Origin of the sequence: Streptomyces taklimakanensis (assembly GCF_009709575.1) — a bacterium.
Classification (GTDB): Bacteria; Actinomycetota; Actinomycetes; order Streptomycetales; family Streptomycetaceae; genus Streptomyces; species Streptomyces taklimakanensis.
Genome location: NZ_WIXO01000001.1, coordinates 3,912,743 through 3,932,622 on the forward strand (window position 1 = coordinate 3,912,743; position 19,880 = coordinate 3,932,622).

Here is a 19,880-nt window from a genome sequence, read left to right on the forward strand (position 1 = left end):
GCCCGTGCGCGTCAGATCAGCGGCAGGCCCTTGACCGGCAGCTTGTCGGCGGCCGGGAGGGAGTCCGTCAGCGAGCCGGCGGGCTTGGTCAGGTCCTTGGCGAGGGGCAGCTTGCCCTTGCCCTTGGCGGCCTTGCCCTTGGTGGCCTTGCCCTTGGCGATCTTGCCGGCGGCGGGCTTGGCGGTCTCGCCCACGAGGGAACCGGCGGTCCCCACCGCGTCGCCGGCGGTCTTCTCCACGGCCGGAACGGCGGTCTTGCCCGCCGAGCCCACGGTCTTGCCCGCGGCGGGAACGATGTCCTGGACGGCCTTGCCGCCGGTCCGGGCGATCTGGTTGCCGGTGCCGCGCGAGGTGTCGTCGATGGTGTCGCCCAGGTGCGCGCCGTCCAGGTTGCTCACGCCGCCCAGGGTCTTGTCGGTGGGCAGGAGCTCGGTGGCGTTCGCGGAACCGGTCGCACCGACCGCGGAGGCGGCTCCCGCTGCGACCAGCAGCGCGGTCCGTGCGATCCGGCGCGAGAGGGGGAGGGACATGTTGCTCCTTCGACGGAGAAAGGCTTGCTGGGAAGGCCCCGCGGACGGTGGGTCGGCGGAGCGTCGTTGCGCATCCGGCCGGGGCGGCGCCCCTCGGACGCTGTGCCTATCGCGCCGAACGCCCCGGAGGTTGCGGTCGTCCGGGTAAAGGATTGGCAATGCGCCCCCGGCCGCCGAGGGCGCGCCGGAGGCCCCGGGGAGTGGTTCGGGCCGGGACGGCGGAGTACCCGAACAGGGCGTGACCAGGAGTTCTCCCAAAGGCGGCGGAGGTCGCGCGCGGCACGGACCGCGCGGCACAGGGCGCCTCCGAGGCGAACGGAATACGCCCGTCCGGGTGACGTCGAACGGTGCGGCGTGATGACGCGCCGCGCCACCGGGGCCTACCGGACGGTGGAGATGACGACCTCGTCGCGGGACGTGCCCTCGGCCGGACGCCACCCCTCGGCCGCCCGTCCCGCCTCCCAGACCCGCTCGCCGTAGGAGACCCGCTCGATCCCCAATTCCAGGGAGTGGGCCACCGCCCAGTGCGCGACCTCCCAGCCGCGGCGCTCGGCCTCCTCGTCGGTGCCGCGCGCCGGCGAGTGGACGGGCACGGACACGACCGGATCGGGCGCGCTGCGGCCACCGCCCGTGCCGGCGGCCTCCGGCAGCACGTCCGCGCCGAACTCGCGGACCAGGCGCTGCCGCACCTGCCCCGGATCGCCCGCGTCGGCGGCGGAGCGCTGTCCGGGCACGCAGGTGAGCGCGGCGGCACGACGGCCGGTGAGGGCGGCGGTGAGCATCGCCGCGCGGGACTCGTGCTTGGCGTAGGCGTCGGGGAAACCGCTGCGCTGCACCCGTTGCGCGGCGACGGTCAGCGGCAGCCGCGAGTAGCCCGGGATCTCCACCAGGTGGTCGTAGAACTTCCCGGCCGAGTACACCGGGTCCATGATCTGCTCCTCGGTGCCCCACCCCTGGGAGGGCCGTTGCTGGAACAGTCCCACGGAGTCCCGGTCGCCGTAGTCGATGTTGCGCAGCGCGGACTCCTGCATGGCGGTGGCCAGCGCGATGGTCACCGCCCGTTCGGGCAGACCCCGGGCGGAGGCCACGGCCTGGATGGTGGAGGCGTTGGCGGCCTGCTGGGGTTCGATGACGTACGGCTCGCCGCTCCCCTCGGCGGTCACGGTGCAGCGCGCGACTCCGGGCCCACCGGGATCGTGACGCACGGACAGGTACCCGGCGAGCCCGAGCAGCACGGCACACGCCGCGGCGAGGCGCAGGGTTCTGCGACGGTGCGGGACTCGCGAAGACGGTGTTCGCTCGGACACGCGACAAAGGTACCGGTGTCCACCGCGCCCGCGTCCCGAACGGGGGCCTCGACGGGTGGGCGACCACGGGACGGGGGGTAGGGTCGGCCCCATGGAGCGAGCCCTGGAAGCCACCGACACCGAGAACGGCCCCACGGCCGGCAGCGGCCGGGACGCCGCCGACCTCGACCTGACCCTGGACGTGGTGCGGCTGACCGCGCGGCTGGTCGACATCCCCTCGGTGAGCGGCGACGAGAAACGGCTCGCGGACGCGATCGAGACCGCGCTGCGCGCCCTGCCGCACCTGCGCGTGGACCGGTACGGCAACAACGTCGTCGCCCGCACCGAACTCGGCCGGGCCGAACGGGTCGTCCTGGCCGGGCACATCGACACCGTACCGATCGCCGACAACGTGCCCTCCCGGATGGAGGGCGGCGAACTGTGGGGCTGCGGCACCTCCGACATGAAGGCGGGGGTCGCCGTCCAACTGCGCATCGCCGCCACCGTGCCGGAGCCGAACCGCGATCTGACCTTCGTCTTCTACGACAACGAGGAGGTCGACGCGCACCTCAACGGCCTGGGCCGACTCGCGGACGCCCACCCCGACTGGCTGGCCGGGGACTTCGCGGTGCTGCTGGAGCCCTCCGAGGGGGAGGTCGAGGGCGGCTGCCAGGGCACGTTGCGGGTCAGGCTGCACACCGGTGGGCAGCGCGCGCACTCCGCGCGGAGCTGGATGGGGAGGAACGCGATCCACGCCGCCGCGCCGATCCTCGCCCGGCTGGCCGCGTACGAGCCCCGGCGGCCGGTGGTCGACGGGCTGGAGTTCCGCGAGGGGCTCAACGCGGTGGGGATCGAGGGCGGCGTGGCGGGCAACGTCATCCCGGACGCGTGCACCGTCACCGTCAACTACCGCTACGCGCCCGACCTCACCCAGGAGCAGGCGGTGGAGCACGTCCGCGAGGTGTTCGCGGACTGCGGGGTGGAGCGGATCGAGGTGGACGACAGCTCCGGCCCGGCCCGCCCCGGCCTGGACCACCCCGCCGCCGCGGCCTTCGTGGCGGCGGTGGGCGGCGAGGCGCGGCCGAAGTACGGCTGGACGGACGTCTCCCGGTTCAGCGCGCTGGGCGTGCCCGCCGTCAACTACGGTCCGGGGAACCCCAACCTGGCCCACAAGCGGGACGAGCGCGTGGAGGTCGCGCTGATCCCGCACTGCGAGGAACGACTGCGCGCCTGGCTCACGGCCTGACCGTTCCCCGTCCACCGGTGTCCACCGGTGTCCACCGGTATCGGACGTGCGGCCGCGGGCGGGTCCGTGTCGGTGGACACGGATCCCCGGGGCTTGTTCGTCGAGCGGCTGGGTATCGACTGATCCGCCGGGGTCCGTGCCGATGGCGCGGGCCCCGGCACGGGTCGGCTGCCGGCGCGCCCCGGAAAGTTCCGTTCCGCTTCATCCGGGCCTGCGTACCCTGGCGGCCTGTACATCAGCGTCGACAAGGGAGTCACACCATGGCCAGTGCGGAGGAGTTCGAGCAGCGGCGGGCGCCGCAGGAGCAGCGTCTCGGACCGGTGGTGCGCCGCCGCGGCCAGGTCCAGAGCAGCACCACCGACCAACGGCTGCTGGACACGGCCGGTCCCTCGGAGTGGCTGCACCAGGACCCCTGGCGCGTCATGCGCATCCAGTCGGAGTTCGTCGAGGGCTTCGGCACCCTGGCCGAAATCGGACCGGCCATCAGCGTCTTCGGTTCGGCCCGCACCCCCGAGGGAACGCCCGAGTACGAGGCCGGGGTGAACATCGGCCGGGCGCTGGCCGAGAACGGGTTCACGGTGATCACCGGCGGTGGCCCGGGCGCCATGGAGGCCGCCAACCGGGGCGCGAGCGAGGCGGGCGGCACCTCGGTCGGTCTGGGCATCGAGCTGCCCTTCGAGCAGGGCCTGAACCCCTACGTCGACATCGGCGTCAACTTCCGCTACTTCTTCGTGCGCAAGACGATGTTCGTCAAGTACGCGAGCGGCTTCGTCGTGCTCCCCGGCGGAATGGGCACCATGGACGAGCTGTTCGAGGCGATCACCCTGGTGCAGACGCGGAAGGTCACCCGCTTCCCGATCGTGCTGTTCGGCACGGACTACTGGCGGGGACTGGTGGACTGGCTGCGCGACACCGTCGTGCCCAACGGCAAGGTGAGCCCGCACGACCTGGAGCTGTTCCACCTCACCGACGACGTGGACGAGACGATCGCGCTGGTCACCAAGGAGGCCGCCAAGGGATCGCCGGGCGAGCGCTTCCAGCCGGAGGACCCGGACTGACGCGCCGCACCGCCCCGGAGGTCCGGGGCGGTGCGGTCGTGCCCCGCGGAGCGCGGTACCGCCCCGGCTCGGGCCCGCTCCGGCTCAGGCCAGGCCCCGACGCGCCACGGCGGGGGGCCGGTGGCCCGCGATGGAGGCGACCATGTCGAGCACCTGACGGGTCTCGGCCACCTCGTGGACGCGGTAGACCCGCGCCCCCAGCCACGCGGAGACCGCGGTGGTGGCCAGGGTGCCGACCAGCCGCTCCTTCACCGGCCTGTCCAGGGTCTCCCCGACGAAGTCCTTGTTGGAGAGCGACACCAGCACGGGCCACCCGGTGGCCACCATCTCCTCCAGCCGTCGGGTCACCTCCAGCGAGTGCCGGGTGTTCTTGCCGAAGTCGTGGCCCGGGTCGATCAGGACGGCGTCCCGCCGCACCCCCGCCTGGACCGCCCGCTCGGCCAGGGCGACGGTGTCGCGCAGCACGTCGGCCAGCACGTCGTCGTAGGCCACCCGGTGCGGGCGGGTGCGCGGCACCGCGCCACCGGTGTGGGTGCACACCAGCCCGGCGCCGTACCGCGCCGCCACCTCGGCCAGCTTCGGGTCCACCCCGCCCCAGGCGTCGTTGAGCAGGTCGGCCCCCGCCTCGCAGACCGCCTCGCCGACCTCGTGCCGCCAGGTGTCCACGCTGATCACCACGTCCGGCCAGCGCCGTCGCACCTCGGCCACGAAACCGGCCGTGCGCCGTACCTCCTCCTCGGCCGAGACCTCCTCGCCGGGACCGGCCTTCACGCCCCCTATGTCGATGATGGCCGCGCCCTCCGACACCGCCTGCTCGACCCGATCCAGCGCGGGACCGTCGTGGAAGGTGGCGCCCCGGTCGTAGAAGGAGTCCGGAGTCCGGTTCACGATGGCCATGACCACCGCCTCGTGCTCGCCGAACTCGCGCCGTCCCAGCCGCAGCATCCGTCGTCCTCTCCTCGTGACCCGTCGACCCCGTGGTGCCTCGACCCGTGGTCCGCCGCCGACCCTAGCCGCCGGCGTCCCGTGACACGATCGGTGGAGAGCGGTACCTACCGTGTACCTGTCGGCGCGCCCCCGGGCGGGCGGCCGGCGCAGCAGCCGACGTATCCGTCGTCGGTGTGACGGACTCCGGGAGATGGCGTGTTCTGGTTTCTGCTGATCGCGTTGGTCGTGGTGGTCACCGCGGTCGCGCTGGCCGTGGCGGGAGGCGGCGACGGGCCGGGCCGCACCGCGGAGGGCGGGCTGGCCGACGCCCCGCCGGACCGGCCCGTCGCCTGGCTGCCCCCCGACCGTCCCCTGAACCGTTCGGACCTGGAGGCCCTGCGGCTGCCGTCGGCCCTGCGCGGCTACCGGATGGAGGAGGTCGACGACGTCCTCGACCGCCTCGGCGCCGAACTGGCCGAACGCGACGCCAGAATCGCCGAGCTGGAGGCGTCGCTGGCGGGCGCCCAGGCGGTGGCCACCGGCCGCCACGACCTGTTCGAGAAGCCCGGTGACGACGCCCCGGAGGAGGCCGGATGAGCGCCGCCGGACCGGGAGCGCTGCCCGGCCCCGACGGCAGGCCGCGCTGCCCCTGGAGCCTGGCCGCCGAGGACTACACCGCGTACCACGACACCGAGTGGGGCCGCCCGGTGCACGGAGACGACGCGCTGTTCGAGCGGTTGTCGTTGGAGGCGTTCCAGTCCGGACTGTCGTGGCTGACGATCCTCCGCCGGCGGGAGGGGTTCCGGACGGCGTTCGCGGGCTTCCGGATCGCCGAGGTGGCCCGGTTCACCGACGCCGACCGGGAGAGGCTGCTCGCCGACCCCGGCATCATCCGCAACCGGGCCAAGATCGACGCGACCCTCTCCAACGCCCGGGTGCTGGCCGGGTGGGCACCGGGGGAACTGGACGCCCTGGTGTGGTCCCACGCCCCCGACCCGACCGGCCGGCCCGTTCCGCGCACGCTCGCCGACGTCCCCGCGACCACACCGGAGTCGACGGCGCTGTCGAGGGCACTCAAAGGACGCGGGCTCCGCTTCACCGGGCCCACCACGGCCTACGCCCTGATGCAGGCGTGCGGCCTGGTCGACGACCACCTCGCCGACTGCCACGTCCGTACCCCGTCCCCGCCCCACGCTCCGCGGGACGGAGACGGGGACGGGGACGGACGTCGGGCCGGGAGCGGGGTGGCGGGGCGTCAGCGGCCGCGGTAGACGGGCTTCTCCTTGGCGACGAACGCCTCCACCGCCGTCCTGTGGTCCTCGGAGGCGCCCGCCCGGCCCTGGAGTTCGGCCTCCTTCTCCAACGTCTCGGCCAGGGAGTGCGACGAACCGTGGGCGAGGGACTCCTTGAGCGCCACGTAGGCGACCGTCGGTCCCTGGGCGAACCGGCGGGCCACGGCCTCGGCCTCCTCCGCCAGCCGGTCGGCCGGGACGACCCGGTTGGCGATGCCCAGCTCCAGCGCCTCGTCGGCCTTCACACTGCGCGGGAAGAACAGCAGGTCGGCGGCGCGGCTCGGGCCGATCAGCCGAGGGAGGGTCCAGGACACCCCGGAGTCCGCGGTCAGCGCCACCCCGGCGAAGGAGGTGTTGAAGGCGGCGGTGTCGGCGACCACGCGGTAGTCGGCGGCGAAGGCGAACCCCGCCCCGGCCCCGGCCGCGACGCCGTTGACGCCCGCCACGACCGGCTTGGGCATTCCCGCGATCGCCAGGGTGATGGGGTTGTAGTGCTCCCGCACGGTGTCCAGCGCGTCGCCGCCGGACCGCCGCAGCGTCTCGACGTGTTCCCTGAGGTCCTGCCCGACGCAGAACGCCCGCCCCCGCCCGGTCAGCAGCACCGCCCGTACGGCCGGATCGTCGGCCGCCTCGCGCAGGACGTCCCGCAACCGTTCCTTGAGCGCGGTGTCGAGGGCGTTCATGGCGTCGGGGCGGTTGAGGACGACGGTCGCGAGACCTTCGGACACTTCGTAGACCACGTTGTCTGGGTTGTCTGGCATGGGGCACAGCATGACAAGGGACGGCCGCCACCGACACACGGCCGGGGATGTGACCTGCGTCAAACTCTCCCGTGCCGGGGGGCTCGGGAGAAGGAGCGCAGTATCGCAGCTTGATCGCCGAATTGGGTGGTTTTGCGGATGCGCGTTGTGCAAGGGATACCGACCGATGTTGGTCACGGGGTCGTGTGATGCGGGATAATGGCGGAGAAGCAATGTGTTCGACGCCGGTGACACCTGGGTTGCCGGCCGAGATCAGCTGGTTTCAGGAAGGGGAACGAGCATGGCGGCCATGAAGCCGCGGACGGGCGATGGCCCGCTCGAGGTGACCAAGGAGGGGCGGGGCATCATCATGCGCGTTCCGCTCGAAGGCGGTGGACGACTCGTCGTCGAGCTGACCCCTGACGAGGCGGATGCACTCGGCGAAGCTCTGAAGAAGGCCTGCGGCTGAGGGGCCCTCGGACCACCCCCTGCCGGCACACCGCCTTTGCCGCCGCCGCCCCCGGAGCCCACACGCCGGGGGCGGCGGCGTACGCGGGCCCGGCCCCGCCGGGACGGCGCCCGAAGCCGGTGGACGGGAACGCGGGCCGCTCCCCTTCCGCGGACCCCGCTCCCCTCGGGGCCCGGAGGCCCGCGGCGGCGCCCCGCCCGGCTCACCGGCCCCGCTTCACCGCGCACAGCAGACCGTCCCCCACCGGGACCAGCGACGGCAGCAGGGCGGTGCTGTCCCGGACCGTGCGCAGCAACTCGCGCAGCCGGAGCACCTCGACGGGCTGCGCGGAGGTGTCGACGGTGCGGCCGTCGGCGAAGACGCCCTCGAAGCAGACCAGCCCGCCGGGCCGCAGCAGGCGCAACGATTCGCCGAGGTACTCCAGGCACTCCGTCCGGTCGCCGTCGCAGAACACCAGGTCGTAGCCGCCGTCGGCGAGCCTGGGCAGCACGTCCAGGGCCCGGCCGGGAATGAAGCGGGCACGGTTGGGCGCGAAGCCCGCGGCGCGGAACGCCTGGCGGGCGATCTGCTGGCACTCCGGCTCGGTGTCCACGGTCGTCAGCACGCCGTCCGGCCGCATGCCGTCCAACAGGTGGATGCCCGAAACCCCGGTTCCGGTGCCGATCTCGGCCACCGCCTTGGCGTCCACGGCGGCCGCCAGCAGGCGCAGGGCCGAACCGGTGCCGCTCGACACCGGGCGCAGGCCGGCCTCCCGGGCCCGGTCGCGGGCCCAGCGCAGCGCCGTCGAGCGTTCGGCGTGCTCGGCGTGCTCGGCGCCGTACGCGTCGGCGAACGCCCAGCTCGTCTGCCGGTTGCCGGTAATCGCCCTCTCCTGTCCCCGTGGTCCACGCAACGGTGACTGTATCCGCTGCCGTCGGGAACCCGCAGATGGGACCGCGCGTTGATTCAGGACGTGACCGTGCGCGCGACAAGCAGGGGCGTGACCGGCACCGGGCCGAAAGACGGCCAAAGAAGCTTATCCGGAGCTAACGGGCGAGGTGGCTATGGTAGGGGCTCCACTGGACACCACCAGAGCCGACAGGGGAGGTGCGGCTGTCGCCGGTGACCGTCGGGGAGTGCTGAGGCGCTTCCGCAGGTCCTCCGGTGAGCCGAAATCCGTGAACGACACCGCTGACCACCGCCGCGCCGCCGACTCCGCGACCACCGCGACCTTCGCCACCGACGCGGACGTCCCGGCGTGGACGCCTCCCACGTGGGAGGAGATCGTCAGCACCCACAGCGCACGGGTCTACCGGCTCGCCTACCGCCTGACCGGCAACCAGCACGACGCGGAGGACCTGACGCAGGAGGTGTTCGTCCGGGTCTTCCGCTCGCTGTCCACCTACACCCCCGGCACCTTCGAGGGCTGGCTGCACCGCATCACCACCAACCTGTTCCTGGACATGGTGCGGCGCAAGCAGCGCATCCGCTTCGACGCGCTCGCCGACGACGCCGCCGAGCGGCTGCCCAGCCGCGAGCCCTCACCGCAGCAGCACTTCAACGACACCCACTTCGACGCGGACGTGCAGCAGGCCCTGGACACCCTCGCGCCGGAGTTCCGGGCGGCGGTGGTCCTCTGCGACATCGAGGGCCTGTCCTACGAGGAGATCGCCGCGACGCTGGGCGTGAAGCTCGGCACGGTCCGCAGCCGCATCCACCGCGGGCGCTCCCACCTGCGCAAGGCACTGAGGCACCGCTCCCCCGAGGCGCGTGCCGAGCAGCGCGCGCTCGCCGGGGTCATGCCCGCGACCGCGGGCGGGGAGGGCGGCACCGAGTGAGCGGCACACACGACGGCGCCCCCGACCTCGAACCGACACCGGCCGAGCAGCACCTGGGGGACCGTCTCGCGGCCCTGGTGGACGGCGAGCTGGGCCACGAGACGCGTGAACGCGTCCTCGCGCACCTGGCCACCTGCCACTCCTGCAAGGCCGAGGCCGACGCCCAGCGGAGGCTGAAGAGCGTCTTCGCCGACACCATGCCCCCACCGCCCTCGGAGAGTCTCCTGGCCAGGCTCCAGGGGCTGCCCGCAGGGCTGGAGGACGACTCGGGAGCGGGCGGGCCGACGGGCCCGTCCAAACCCGCGTGGGAGTTCGAGTACCTGCCCTCCTCCGGCAGCGTGCTCACCCCCGACCGCGGGTTCCGCATCCACGAGACGGACCGCTCCTCGTCGCGCGGCCGGCGCTTCGCCTTCGCCGCGGCCGGCGCCGTCTCCCTGGCGGCGTTCGCCCTGGGGGGCGCGCTGACCTCCACCACGACCGGCGGCGTCACGACGGCCGCCGGCGAGCAGGGCGGCGCGACGGCCGAGCCGCTGCGCACGGCGGCGGCCGGCGCGGAGCGCGGGGGAGGGAGGCCCGGCGCACGCGGCACGCGGGAGACGGGGAGCGGCGTACCGAGCGGGGCGGCGGACGCGGACGCCCCGGCCCCGGCGCTCCCGTCCGCGCGCCCGACCCCGCTGTCGGCCGCGCGGCCCGTGCCCCAGCCGTCCCCCCTGGCGGAGGACGAGGTGGTGGCCCGGCAGCACGCGCTGATGGCGGTGCCGGTGCTCGACGTCGTCCAGACGCTGCACCCTCCGCTGACACCTCTGACGCAGTACCAGGCCCAACTGCCGACGACCGGGGCGCGGGAGCCGGAAGGGGGCGCGGCGCAGCCGTTCGTCGCCGTTCCGCCGCCCTCGCTCTCGCCGCCGCCCTCGCTCTCGCCGTCGCCCACGGTCGGGGCGACGGTCACCGCGGCGCCCGACATCCCGCCGAACCGCTGACGGCACGGGGTCCGCGACCGTCCCGTGCCCGGTGGGGGCGTCCGTACGCGGCCCTCGGGCCGGTGCGCACCACGGTGCTCCGGCGGGTCCGCCTGCGCCCGAGGGGGCCCGCCTGGTTCAATCGTGGTGATGCGGTGTGAGCCCGTGCGCGCTACGGCGCGGGTGTATCAGGGGAGAGCATGGACGAGGGGAAGGCCACCGAGCCACAGCCGACATGGTGGAGCCGTCCGCGCGGGACGTCCGCCGCCCCCCGCCCCGCGGGAGGGGGCCGGACGGAAGAGGCCGCGCCCCGTCCGCTCCACGGTGAGGACCCGTACGGCACGCCGCCCTACGGCGGCCCCGGCCCCTGGGCCCCGGCCCCGCTCGTCCAGCGCCCCGCGCCGGGCGGCATGCTCCCGCCGCAGCCGCAGCCGCAGCCGCAGCCGCAGCCGCAGCCGCAGACACCACCACCGGCACGGTCCCGGATCGAGCCGGCTTCCGGGGCACGGCCGGGGACTCGGGCCCCCGAGGCGCTCGAGCCGGCCCCCGAGCCGCCGTCCCCCGAGCCGGCCTCCCCGCCGAAGGGCCCGTACCCGGTGCCGCCCGCGGAGACGTTCGCGCGGTACGACCCGTGGGCCCCGCCGGCCGCGAGCCCGCCGGTCCCGGTCCCGTCGGAGCGGGTGTCCTCGGAGCCGCCCCCGCCCCCCGGCGGCCCCCGCCGGGGCTGGGCGGCCGCCGCGGCCGTCGTCCTGGCCCTGGTCGCCGGGACGATCGGCGGCGGGCTGGGGGTGTACCTGGAGCGACACGGCGCGATCGGCACCGTGGAGCTGTCCCAGGCGCCCGCCGAGGACACCGTCCGTTCCCCGGGGAGCGTGGCCGGAATCGCCGCACGAGCCCTGCCCGGTGTGGTGACCATCCACGTGAGCGGTGCGGGGGAGCAGGGCACCGGCACCGGTTTCGTCCTCGACGAACGCGGTCACGTCCTCACCAACCACCACGTGGTGGAGCCCGCTCGGGGCGGCGGTGACATCGGGGTGACCTTCCACGGCGGCGAGACGGTCGCCGCCGAGATCGTCGGCACCGACAGCGGCTACGACCTCGCCGTGCTGAGGGTCGACGGGGTGACCGGGCTGCGACCGCTGCCGCTGGGCAACTCCGACTCCGTCCGGGTGGGCGATCCGGTCGTGGCGATCGGCTCGCCGTACGACCTGGCGGGCACGGTCACCGCCGGGATCATCAGCGCCAAGGAACGGCCCGTCATCGCGGGCGGCGACCACGACGGCAGCGACGTCAGCTACGTCGACGCCCTCCAGACGGACGCCCCGATCAACCCCGGCAACTCCGGCGGCCCCCTGATGGACGCCAAGGGCCGGGTGATCGGCATCAACAGCGCCATCCGTTCCGCCGGCGGTGGCCTGCCGGAGTCCGGCAGCGGCGGAAGCATCGGTCTGGGCTTCGCCATCCCCGTCAACCAGGCCAAGCGGGTGGCCGAGGAGCTGATCAACACGGGTCACGCCACCCATCCCGTGATCGGTGTCACGGTCGACATGGAGTACCCCGGCGACGGTGCCCGCGTGAGTGCCGGGACGGACGGGGAGGGCACGCCCGTCGTCCCCGGTGGACCGGCCGACCGGGCGGGCGTGCGGCCGGGTGACGTCATCACCGAGGTGGACGGCACCCGGGTGCGCAGCGGGGAGGAACTGATCGTGCGGATCCGCAGCCACCGCCCCGGCGACCGTCTGGAACTGACCGTCGAACGCGACGGTCGGGAGCGGTCGATGACCGTCGTCCTGGGGTCGGCGAACGGTTCGTGACGCCCGTTGTTCGCGTCGCCGACTCCCACCCGGTCGCCGCGCCGGGTACCGTGACTGTGGCCGCACGGGTCGTGGACGCACATGAGGGAGCTGAACGGTGTTCTTCGACATAGGACCCCTCGAGATGATCGCGCTCATCATCCTCGCGGTCCTCGTTTTCGGGCCGGAGAAGCTCCCGAAGGTGATCCAGGACACCGCGCGCTTCATCCGCAAGGTCCGCGAGTTCTCCGACAGCGCCCGGGAGGACATCCGCAAGGAGTTGGGTCCCGAGTTCAAGGACTTCGAGTTCGAGGACCTCAATCCCAAGAACTTCGCGCGCAAGCACCTGCTGGAGAACGAGGACCTGGGGCTGAAGGAGATCCGCAACGGATTCGACCTGCGCCAGGAGCTCGCCGAGGTCACGGACGCCGTCAACGGCAAGGAGATCACCTCCGGCTCCTCGGACTCCGCGGTCTCCGCTCCCAAGGAGCCGGGCGGCGACACCGCGGGCACCCCCGACCGGCTCCGCAAGACGGGCCGGACGGCCGGGAGCGAGCCGCCGCCGTTCGACGCCGACGCCACCTGAGGCCGGTCCCGACCCATACCGGCCGGTGAAACGGGAGGGCCACCTCCCGTACCGCACAGCCGGTCCTGTCCGGATAGGCGCACGAGGGTGGCTATCCTCCCTGTGTCCGGGGTCGGGCCGTCCGAGGGGGGCGGACCTCCCACCGCACAGGGCACACGAGGAGGCTGCGCGCAGATGGAGACGACGGGCCGGGTAGGGCCGCAGGAGGCGCCCGCGTCCGGGGCGGACCGGGTGATCGACGGCTATCTGATGGCCGGCTTCCCCTGGTACGGCCTCGACGAGGCCTTCACCGGCCCGCGCTGGCTGATGCGGGTGGGAGCCGCCGCGGACGGCACGGTCGAGCACGGTTCGACCGGCCACGGGGACGAGCCGTCCTTCCGCGCCGAGGCGGGCCCGGACACCCAGCGCTTCGCCGTCGTCGTGACGGTCGTCGGCCGCCCGGTGCGCAGCAGCCCGGACGGCACGGGAGTGCTGGAGGCCACCTCGGTCTCGTCGGCCGCCTGGCTGGCGGGGGCGGGGCTGTTGTCGTGCACCTGGCCCGCCCGCATGGAACGCGGACTCCGACAGCAGTGGCTCGACCAGCAGACCGCGATCGCCTGGGAACTGGCGGACGACCTGGACGGTCCCGACTGGACCACCCTCTCGCTCCCGGTGGACGGCACCCCGACGGACTTCCGCTACCGGGAGTCCGAGTACGGGTGGGTGCTGGCCGGGCCGACCACCGAAGGCGTCCACATCGGCGCGTACGGGCGGGGGATGAGCGCCTACGGGCTCGGCTTCGGGGTGATCAAGGACATCACCTCCTACCGCTGACCGTCCCGTTCCCGGCTCCGGGCGGACGCGTGGGGGGCGCGCCCACCGGCACGCCGCCCCACGGAACGGTCCCCCGCCCCACTGGCCCCCGACCCCGCCCGCGGCGGGGCCGGTGCGCGGCTCAGAACTTGTTGCGGGGAGTGATCCCCAGCGACATCCCCGCCAGGCCGCGCTGCCGTCCGCCCAGCTTGCCCGCGACCGAGCGGATCGCCGAGCCGGCGGGGGAGTCCGGGTCGGTCAGCACCACCGGCTTCCCCTCGTCGCCGCCCTCGCGCAGCCGTACGTCGATCGGGATGGAGCCGAGCACCGGAACGCTGGTGCCGGTGGTCCGGCTCAGCCCGTCGGCGACGCGCTGACCGCCGCCGGCGCCGAAGACGTCCACCATCTCGCCGCAGTGCGGGCAGGGGAGGCCGGACATGTTCTCCACGACGCCCACGATCTTCTGGTGGGTCTGCACCGCGATGGAGCCGGCGCGCTCGGCGACCTCGGCCGCCGCCTGCTGCGGGGTGGTCACCACCAGGATCTCGGCGTTCGGGATCAACTGCGCCACCGAGATGGCGATGTCGCCCGTGCCCGGCGGCAGGTCCAGCAGCAGCACGTCCAGATCGCCCCAGTAGACGTCGGCGAGGAACTGCTGGAGCGCGCGGTGCAGCATCGGGCCCCGCCACACCACCGGGGCGTTGCCCGGGGTGAACATGCCGATCGAGATGACCTTCACGCCGTTCGCGGACGGCGGCATGATCATGTTCTCGACCTGCGTGGGACGGCCGTCGGCGCCCAGCATGCGCGGCACCGAGTGGCCGTAGATGTCGGCGTCCACGACCCCGACCTTCAGCCCGTCGGCCGCCATCGCCGCCGCCAGGTTGACCGTCACCGAGGATTTGCCGACGCCGCCCTTGCCGGAGGCGATCGCGTACACCCGGGTCAGCGAGCCCGGCCTGGCGAACGGGATCTCGCGCTCGGTCTGGCCGCCGCGGAGGGAGGCCGCCAGCTCGCGGCGCTGCTCGTCGCTCATCACGTCCAGGGACACCGACACGTCCGTGACGCCCGCCACCCGGCGGACCGCCTCGGTCACGGACGAGGTGATGGTCTCGCGCATCGGGCAGCCCGCGACCGTCAGGTAGACGGTGACGGCGACCGACCCGTCCGCGCCGATCTCCACCGACTTCACCATGCCGAGGTCGGTGATCGGGCGATGGATCTCCGGGTCGTCGACGGTCGCGAGCGCGGCGCGGACCGCCTCCTCGGTGGGGGCTCCGCCGGGAGTCGGTGACGTGTCAGTAGCCATGCCCCGATGGTACGGCCCGCCGACGGTCGCGCCGAAGGCGGCGGACGAGACCCGGGTCACCGTTCCCGGTCGGGTGGGGGGCCCACGGCACCGCGCTGCTCCAGCTCCTTGAGGAGTTCCTGGAGCTCGGAGCGGATCCAGTCCCGGGTGGCGACCTCCCCCAGGCCCATCCGCAGCGCGGCGACCTCCCGGGTGAGGTACTCGGTGTCGGCCATGGACCGCTCGTTCTGCTTGCGGTCCTGCTCCAGGTTGACCCGGTCCCGGTCGGCCTGCCGGTTCTGGGCCAGCAGGATCAGCGGGGCGGCGTACGAGGCCTGGAGGGAGAGCGCCAGGGTCAGGAAGATGAACGGGTACTCGTCGAAGCGCAGCGGCCGTGGCGCCACGGTGTTCCACACCACCCACGCGACGATGACGAACGTCATCCAGACGATGAACCGTCCCGTCCCCAGGAAGCGGGCGATCCGCTCCGACAGCCGCCCGAAGGCCTCCGGGTCGTACTCCGGCAGCGGACTGCGGCGCGGCACCATCGGCTGGTCCAGCCGCGTCCGGGCCGCCCGTCCGGTGGCCGGCGGAAGGCTGCGCTCGCGCTCCCTGCGGGTCATGCGCTCGTCCCGCTCCCTATCGACCATCAAAGGCCCCCCGTGTGGTCCGTGCGCCCCGCGCGCCCCGCGCGTCCCAGGCCCCCTGGACGGCGGCCCGCGCGCCCCGGGCGTCTCCCCCGCCCGTCGGGCCGTGCCCGCCGGGGGGCCCGTGCCGCGCCGCGAGCACCTCCTGGGCGGCCGCCTCGCGCCAGTCGTCCGGCAACAGGTGGTCCAGCACGTCGTCGACCGTGACGGCTCCCAGCAGCGATCCGCTCTCGTCGACCACCGGCGCCGACACGATGTTGTACGCGGCCAGGTAGCTGGTCAGGGTGGGCAGCGGGGTGTCGGGGGGCAGCGGCCGCAGGTCGGTGTCGACGATGGAGCCCACCAGGGTGCCCGGCGGCTCCCGCAGCAGCCGCTGGAAGTGCACCACCCCCAGGTACTTCCCGGTCGGGGTCTCCTCCGGCGGCCGGCACACGTACACCTGGGCGGCCAGCGGGGCGGGTTGGTCCGCCACGCGCACCCGGGCCAGGGCGTAGGCGACGGTGGCGTCGGGCCGCAGCACGATCGGCTCGGTCGTCATCATGCCGCCCGCGGTGCTCTCCTCGTACGTCAGCAGCCGCCGCACCGGGTCGGCGTCCCTCGGCTCCATCAGGCCCAGCAGCCGCTCCATGTCCTTCTCGGGCAGCTCGGAGAGGAGGTCGGCGGCGTCGTCCGGGTCCATCGCCTCCAGGACGTCCGCGGCCCGCTCCTCCTTGAGCTTGCCGAGGATCTCCACCTGGTCGTCGTCGGGCAGCTCCTCCAACACGTCCGCCAGCCGGTCGTCGTCCAGCGCGGCGGCGACCTCGGCCCGGCGCTTGGGGGACAGGTGGTGCAGGACGTTGGCGAGGTCGGCCGGACGCAGCCGCTCGAAGGTGGCCAGCAGGTTGGCCGCTCCCTGGCCCTCCTCCTCCAGCGAGAAGCCGGTCACCGCCGACCACTCCACGGTGAGCGTCTCCCCCGCCCGCCGTCCGCCGCCCGTCGAGCGAGGCGCTTCGCGCCGTCCCCACCGGGGGCGCCGCAGGCCCCCACCGCCGCCGCGCCGTACGAAGACCTTGTCGATCAGCCAGTCCCGGCGGTCGACGAGCCGGGCCAGGCCGACGTCCAGGACGGTGACCGTCTCGCCCGTCTCGACCAGCGTGACCTGCCGGTCCAGCAACTCGCCCAGGACCAGGGTCTCGGTGGGGCGCTGCTCGAAGCGCCGCATGTTGACCACGCCGGTGGTGATCACCTGACCCGACTCGACCCCGGTCACCCGGGTCATGGGGAGGAAGACGCGCCGCCGGCTGACCACCTCGACGACCAGTCCGAGCACGCGGGGCGGAAGGCCGCCGACGCGCAACATCGCCACCACGTCCCGTACGCGGCCGACCTGGTCCCCCACGGGGTCGAAGACGGCCACGCCGGACAGGTGCGAGACGAAGACCCGCGGGGCGCCCAGCGCCATGCCTGCCCTCCGCTCCTCACTCGTGCGTGAACCACGCGTGACTCGTGCGTGTCGTGTGCTTCCGCGCGGTGCGCACCGCGCGTCGAGGTGCCGTGTACCCGCGCCGGCCGAGTGTTCGCACCCGGACCGTCCCAAACCCCGGAACCACCCCGACCGTGTCGAACACGGTCCGGGCACGGCCCGAACAGGGCTCTCAGGCTAACGCGGCGGGGTCCGGGCCGGTGCGCCGGCATCGGCCGTACGGCCGCCTTCCGCCCACGGTCCCCGCCCCCGGTAAGGTGCCCTCCTGCCCCCGACATCAGGAGGAAGAGCGGACGTGGCTGCGTGGGTCCTCGGTGTTCGTGCCCGGAGTGCGGCGGTGGTCGGGGCGGTCTGCGCGGTCCTGCTGACCGTGCTCACGGGATGTGCCTCGAAGGACCCGGACGAGGGGACCAACGGGGTCGGCAGGCTCTCCGCCGACAAGATCGAGGACCGGGCGCGCAAGGCCGCCGAGGCGGCGGGCTCCGTGCGGCTGTCGGGCAGCGTGGTCAGCGAGGGCCGCACCTACCGCCTGGACATGCGGCTGAGCGGGGACGGCGGCCTGGGCGAGGTCGCGGCCAAGGGCGGTTCCCGCTTCGAGCTGCTACGGGTGGACGACGACCTCTACCTCAAGGCCAACGCCGAGTTCTGGGGTCGGCAGGGGGAGGGCGACGAGGAGCCCTCCGAGACGGACCTGGCCGCGGCCCGCAAGCTGGAGGGCAAGTACGTCAAGGTGCCGCCCGGCGACCCCGCCTACGAACAGCTCAGCGGCTTCACCGACAAGGACGTGCTGCTGGACGGGTTGCTCAACCTCCAGGGCGAGCGGGAGACCGGCGACCGCGGCGAGGTCGAGGGCGTGCGGACGATCGAGGTGCGGGCCGCGGGCGGCGCCGGCGGGGTGCTCAGCGTGGCGCTGATCGGCAAGCCGTACCCGTTGCGCCTGGAGCGGGGCGGGGACGCGGGCGTGGTCCAGTTGACGGAGTGGGACAAGGAGTTCGCACTGCGGGCCCCGCAGAAGGACCAGATCGTCGACTACGGGAAGAAGATCTCGGCCGCGGAGTGAGCCGGGAGCGCTCGGGCGTGCCCGCTCGCCCCCGCGGCCGCCTCACTCGTTCCCCCGGGCTTCCCGGCCCTTCCGGTCCTTCCGGCGACCGCGGCCCAGCAGCAGCCTCGGCAGCCCGGCCGGAACGGGACGGCGCGTGGTCGCGGGCGTCGGCAGCGGCACGGCGGTGTGCGGCCCGTCCGGCACCGCGCCCGGCCCCTCCACCGGCGCCCCGGCGGGCTCCAGACGCAGCACCCGGCACTCGCGCGCCCAGCGGTCCGCGATCGTGCCGGTGTCCGGCGCGTTGAGCCGCTTGCCCGCCAACTCGGCCACCGTCTCCCGCCACTCCTCCCCGGCGGGGGGCAGCTCCGTCACCCGGGCGGGCCAGACCACCAACCGCCCGCCCTTGTCCTTGCTGCGCGCGGTGACCGTGGCGGTGCCGCCGTCGACGAGCCCCAGGTCCTCCAGCGGCTGCTCCGTCGGGCCGTCGCCGACCAGGCGGACGGCGCCCTCGTACCAGACGTGCCACAGGGGGCGCTCGGGCCCGCGCGGGCCGCGCACCCACACCAGGGCGGACTTCTTCGCCGACTCCTCGATCAGCGCCAGGTCGGGCGCCGGTACGGACGCGGGAACGGACGGGTTGGCCATGACCGCGACCCTACCGCCGTACCGGCCGCCGCGCGGTCCTCGGGCGCCTCGACGGCGCCCGCCGCGCGGTCCCGCTCCCGCCCGCCGCGCGGTTCCGCTCCCGCCCGCCGCCCGGTCAGTACCGCGGTCGCCTCACGCGCCTTACGCTGGTGGGCGATGCCGGTGGGGCGGCGCGCGGTGGTGAGCGCCCCCGACGCCGGGCCCGAGAAGCCCCCGACAGCGGGGCCCGAAGGTCCCGGAGCCCCCGAGACCCGAGGACTCCGCGGCCCGTGGCCCGGAAGCAGAGAGGAGCACCGTGCGCGCCGTCAGGACGACATCCGCCGCCCCGAGCCGGACACCGGGCCCGTCCGCGCCGGACGGGCGGACGGGCCCCGGCCCGGATCTGTTCCTGCTGGCGGTGGCCGTCTCCGGCATCTCCCTGTCCGCGCCCCTTATAGCGGCCACTGTCGCCCCGGCCCTGGCCATCGCCTTCTGGCGCAACGCGATGGCGGTCGGCGCGCTCACTTTGCCGGCCCTGCTCCGCCACCGGGCCGAACTGCGGGCCATGGGGCGCCGGAACATCCTGCTGGCCGCGGCCGCCGGAGCGCTGCTCGCGCTGCACTTCGCGCTCTGGCTGCCCAGTCTCCACATGACCTCGGTCGCCTCCTCGACCGCGCTGGTGACCACCACACCCATCTGGACGACCCTGCTGCTGCGGCTGCGCGGGCGGAACTCGCCCGCGCTGGTGTGGGCGGGCACGGCCGTCGCCTTCGCCGGTGTGGTGCTCCTCACCGGTGTCGATCTGACGCTCTCCCCGCGCGCCCTGGCCGGTGACGCGCTCGCGCTGGGCGGCGGCATGGCGGCGGCCGGGTACGTGCTCCTGGGCGCCGAGGTCCGCCGGACGGTCTCCACGATCGCGTACACCTACGTCTGCTACGCCACCACGGCCGTGTTGCTGCTGGTGGCGTGTCTGGTGGCGGGTGCCGACCTCGGCTCCGGGTACGACGCGGAGACCTGGGTCAAGCTGGCCGTGCTCACCCTCACCGCGCAGTTGCTGGGCCACTCGCTGATCAACCGGGTGGTGCGCGGGCTCGGCCCGTCGGTCACCTCGACCGCGATCCTGCTGGAGACTCCGGGTGCCGCCCTGATCGCGGCGCTCTGGCTGGGCCAGACCCCGCCCGCCGCCGTCTACGCGGCGTTGGTGGTCATCCTGGCGGGCCTGGCCCTGGTGGTGAGGGGCAACAGCGGGTCCGCCCCCCGCGGGAGCCGGACGGGGACGGTCTGACGGAGCGTCGGCGGAGCGGTCCGTGCCCCGTCAGGCC

21 protein-coding genes are annotated in these 19,880 nt (G+C 74.1%); 12 read left to right on the top strand and 9 right to left on the bottom strand.

Translation table 11 applies throughout. From position 1 onward, the window contains the following. Positions 1-11: 11 nt before the first annotated feature. On the bottom strand, positions 12-530 hold the full coding sequence (locus F0L17_RS17395; RefSeq protein ID WP_155071797.1) for an ATP-binding protein: 519 nt from the start codon (positions 528-530) through the stop codon (positions 12-14). 380 nt (positions 531-910) lie between these two features. Next, positions 911-1,837, bottom strand: coding sequence for a VldE C-terminal domain-containing protein (locus tag F0L17_RS17400; protein WP_162466325.1), 927 nt, complete (start codon positions 1,835-1,837; stop codon positions 911-913). A gap of 91 nt (positions 1,838-1,928) precedes the next feature. On the opposite strand from F0L17_RS17400, the gene dapE reads away from it, so the two are divergent. Next, positions 1,929-3,062: a succinyl-diaminopimelate desuccinylase gene (dapE, locus tag F0L17_RS17405; protein ID WP_155071798.1), complete on the top strand. Its 1,134-nt coding sequence runs from the start codon at positions 1,929-1,931 to the stop codon at positions 3,060-3,062. Between the two features lie 260 nt (positions 3,063-3,322). Continuing rightward, positions 3,323-4,120: an LOG family protein gene (locus tag F0L17_RS17410; protein ID WP_155071799.1), complete on the top strand. Its 798-nt coding sequence runs from the start codon at positions 3,323-3,325 to the stop codon at positions 4,118-4,120. Positions 4,121-4,204: 84 nt separating this feature from the next. Here F0L17_RS17410 and folP read toward each other — a convergent pair whose 3' ends face one another. Then, positions 4,205-5,065: a dihydropteroate synthase gene (gene folP, locus F0L17_RS17415; RefSeq protein ID WP_155071800.1), complete on the bottom strand. Its 861-nt coding sequence runs from the start codon at positions 5,063-5,065 to the stop codon at positions 4,205-4,207. A gap of 198 nt (positions 5,066-5,263) precedes the next feature. Here folP and F0L17_RS17420 point away from each other — a divergent pair, with 198 nt between their 5' ends. Beyond that, a complete protein-coding gene (locus F0L17_RS17420; protein ID WP_162466326.1) occupies positions 5,264-5,644 on the top strand; it encodes a DivIVA domain-containing protein in 381 nt (126 codons plus the stop codon). Beyond that, positions 5,641-6,318, top strand: a complete 678-nt coding sequence (locus tag F0L17_RS17425; RefSeq protein WP_155071801.1) for a DNA-3-methyladenine glycosylase I — start codon at positions 5,641-5,643, stop codon at positions 6,316-6,318. Before F0L17_RS17420 ends, F0L17_RS17425 begins: the two co-directional genes overlap by 4 nt. Here F0L17_RS17425 and F0L17_RS17430 read toward each other — a convergent pair. Continuing rightward, the gene (locus F0L17_RS17430; protein WP_155071802.1) at positions 6,303-7,100 is read right to left on the bottom strand and encodes an enoyl-CoA hydratase/isomerase family protein; all 798 of its coding nucleotides are present in this window, start codon (positions 7,098-7,100) and stop codon (positions 6,303-6,305) included. The genes F0L17_RS17425 and F0L17_RS17430 overlap by 16 nt on opposite strands. Positions 7,101-7,380: 280 nt before the next feature. Here F0L17_RS17430 and F0L17_RS17435 point away from each other — a divergent pair, with 280 nt between their 5' ends. Then, positions 7,381-7,548 (top strand): DUF3117 domain-containing protein, encoded by a 168-nt coding sequence (locus F0L17_RS17435; protein WP_014137929.1) that lies wholly within the window; start codon positions 7,381-7,383, stop codon positions 7,546-7,548. A gap of 202 nt (positions 7,549-7,750) precedes the next feature. Here the strand turns inward: F0L17_RS17435 and F0L17_RS17440 are convergent, their stop codons facing one another. Next, entirely contained in the window at positions 7,751-8,440 is a 690-nt protein-coding gene (locus tag F0L17_RS17440) for an O-methyltransferase (protein WP_155071803.1), read from the bottom strand. A 151-nt stretch (positions 8,441-8,591) separates the two neighbouring features. Between F0L17_RS17440 and sigE the strand changes: the two genes are divergently transcribed. The 5 genes from sigE to F0L17_RS17465 all read left to right on the top strand — a co-directional run bounded on the left by sigE (position 8,592) and on the right by F0L17_RS17465 (position 13,516). Continuing rightward, positions 8,592-9,365 carry an RNA polymerase sigma factor SigE gene (sigE, locus tag F0L17_RS17445; protein WP_202917888.1) on the top strand — a complete coding sequence of 258 codons (774 nt, stop codon included), beginning with the start codon at positions 8,592-8,594 and terminating at the stop codon, positions 9,363-9,365. Then, positions 9,362-10,345, top strand: coding sequence for a zf-HC2 domain-containing protein (locus F0L17_RS17450; RefSeq protein ID WP_162466329.1), 984 nt, complete (start codon positions 9,362-9,364; stop codon positions 10,343-10,345). The genes sigE and F0L17_RS17450 overlap by 4 nt, the downstream gene beginning before the upstream one ends. Positions 10,346-10,524: 179 nt before the next feature. Then, positions 10,525-12,138 carry a S1C family serine protease gene (locus F0L17_RS17455; RefSeq protein WP_155071804.1) on the top strand — a complete coding sequence of 538 codons (1,614 nt, stop codon included), beginning with the start codon at positions 10,525-10,527 and terminating at the stop codon, positions 12,136-12,138. A 97-nt stretch (positions 12,139-12,235) separates the two neighbouring features. Beyond that, positions 12,236-12,703: a sec-independent translocase gene (locus F0L17_RS17460; RefSeq protein WP_162466330.1), complete on the top strand. Its 468-nt coding sequence runs from the start codon at positions 12,236-12,238 to the stop codon at positions 12,701-12,703. Between the two features lie 174 nt (positions 12,704-12,877). Further along, positions 12,878-13,516: a hypothetical protein gene (locus tag F0L17_RS17465; protein WP_155071806.1), complete on the top strand. Its 639-nt coding sequence runs from the start codon at positions 12,878-12,880 to the stop codon at positions 13,514-13,516. A 121-nt stretch (positions 13,517-13,637) separates the two neighbouring features. On the opposite strand, the gene F0L17_RS17470 is transcribed toward F0L17_RS17465, so the two are convergent. Genes F0L17_RS17470 through F0L17_RS17480 form a run of 3 tightly spaced genes read right to left on the bottom strand, consistent with a single transcriptional unit; the run spans position 13,638 to position 16,871 of the window. Continuing rightward, the gene (locus F0L17_RS17470; RefSeq protein WP_155071807.1) at positions 13,638-14,804 is read right to left on the bottom strand and encodes an Mrp/NBP35 family ATP-binding protein; all 1,167 of its coding nucleotides are present in this window, start codon (positions 14,802-14,804) and stop codon (positions 13,638-13,640) included. Between the two features lie 56 nt (positions 14,805-14,860). Further along, the gene (locus F0L17_RS17475; RefSeq protein WP_155071808.1) at positions 14,861-15,406 is read right to left on the bottom strand and encodes a DUF1003 domain-containing protein; all 546 of its coding nucleotides are present in this window, start codon (positions 15,404-15,406) and stop codon (positions 14,861-14,863) included. 16 nt (positions 15,407-15,422) lie between these two features. Beyond that, positions 15,423-16,871 carry a magnesium transporter MgtE N-terminal domain-containing protein gene (locus tag F0L17_RS17480; protein ID WP_155071809.1) on the bottom strand — a complete coding sequence of 483 codons (1,449 nt, stop codon included), beginning with the start codon at positions 16,869-16,871 and terminating at the stop codon, positions 15,423-15,425. Positions 16,872-17,187: 316 nt separating this feature from the next. Here F0L17_RS17480 and F0L17_RS17485 point away from each other — a divergent pair, with 316 nt between their 5' ends. Further along, the gene (locus F0L17_RS17485; RefSeq protein WP_420802429.1) at positions 17,188-17,952 is read left to right on the top strand and encodes a hypothetical protein; all 765 of its coding nucleotides are present in this window, start codon (positions 17,188-17,190) and stop codon (positions 17,950-17,952) included. A 42-nt stretch (positions 17,953-17,994) separates the two neighbouring features. Here F0L17_RS17485 and F0L17_RS17490 read toward each other — a convergent pair whose 3' ends face one another. After that, entirely contained in the window at positions 17,995-18,579 is a 585-nt protein-coding gene (locus tag F0L17_RS17490) for a hypothetical protein (protein WP_155071810.1), read from the bottom strand. 295 nt (positions 18,580-18,874) lie between these two features. Here F0L17_RS17490 and F0L17_RS17495 point away from each other — a divergent pair, with 295 nt between their 5' ends. Beyond that, a complete protein-coding gene (locus tag F0L17_RS17495) occupies positions 18,875-19,843 on the top strand; it encodes a DMT family transporter (protein WP_162466331.1) in 969 nt (322 codons plus the stop codon). Positions 19,844-19,880: the final 37 nt, after the last annotated feature.

Coding starts and splice junctions, on each gene's coding strand:
- F0L17_RS17430 (WP_155071802.1), bottom strand. CDS start 7,100: ATGCCAGACAACCCAGACAACGTGGTCTACGAAGTGTCCGAAGGTCTC.
- F0L17_RS17395 (WP_155071797.1), bottom strand. CDS start 530: ATGTCCCTCCCCCTCTCGCGCCGGATCGCACGGACCGCGCTGCTGGTC.
- F0L17_RS17490 (WP_155071810.1), bottom strand. CDS start 18,579: ATGGCCAACCCGTCCGTTCCCGCGTCCGTACCGGCGCCCGACCTGGCG.
- F0L17_RS17425 (WP_155071801.1), top strand. CDS start 5,641: ATGAGCGCCGCCGGACCGGGAGCGCTGCCCGGCCCCGACGGCAGGCCG.
- F0L17_RS17480 (WP_155071809.1), bottom strand. CDS start 16,871: ATGGCGCTGGGCGCCCCGCGGGTCTTCGTCTCGCACCTGTCCGGCGTG.
- F0L17_RS17470 (WP_155071807.1), bottom strand. CDS start 14,804: ATGGCTACTGACACGTCACCGACTCCCGGCGGAGCCCCCACCGAGGAG.
- F0L17_RS17410 (WP_155071799.1), top strand. CDS start 3,323: ATGGCCAGTGCGGAGGAGTTCGAGCAGCGGCGGGCGCCGCAGGAGCAG.
- F0L17_RS17475 (WP_155071808.1), bottom strand. CDS start 15,406: ATGACCCGCAGGGAGCGCGAGCGCAGCCTTCCGCCGGCCACCGGACGG.
- F0L17_RS17455 (WP_155071804.1), top strand. CDS start 10,525: ATGGACGAGGGGAAGGCCACCGAGCCACAGCCGACATGGTGGAGCCGT.
- folP (WP_155071800.1), bottom strand. CDS start 5,065: ATGCTGCGGCTGGGACGGCGCGAGTTCGGCGAGCACGAGGCGGTGGTC.
- sigE (WP_202917888.1), top strand. CDS start 8,592: ATGGTAGGGGCTCCACTGGACACCACCAGAGCCGACAGGGGAGGTGCG.
- F0L17_RS17435 (WP_014137929.1), top strand. CDS start 7,381: ATGGCGGCCATGAAGCCGCGGACGGGCGATGGCCCGCTCGAGGTGACC.
- dapE (WP_155071798.1), top strand. CDS start 1,929: ATGGAGCGAGCCCTGGAAGCCACCGACACCGAGAACGGCCCCACGGCC.
- F0L17_RS17465 (WP_155071806.1), top strand. CDS start 12,878: ATGGAGACGACGGGCCGGGTAGGGCCGCAGGAGGCGCCCGCGTCCGGG.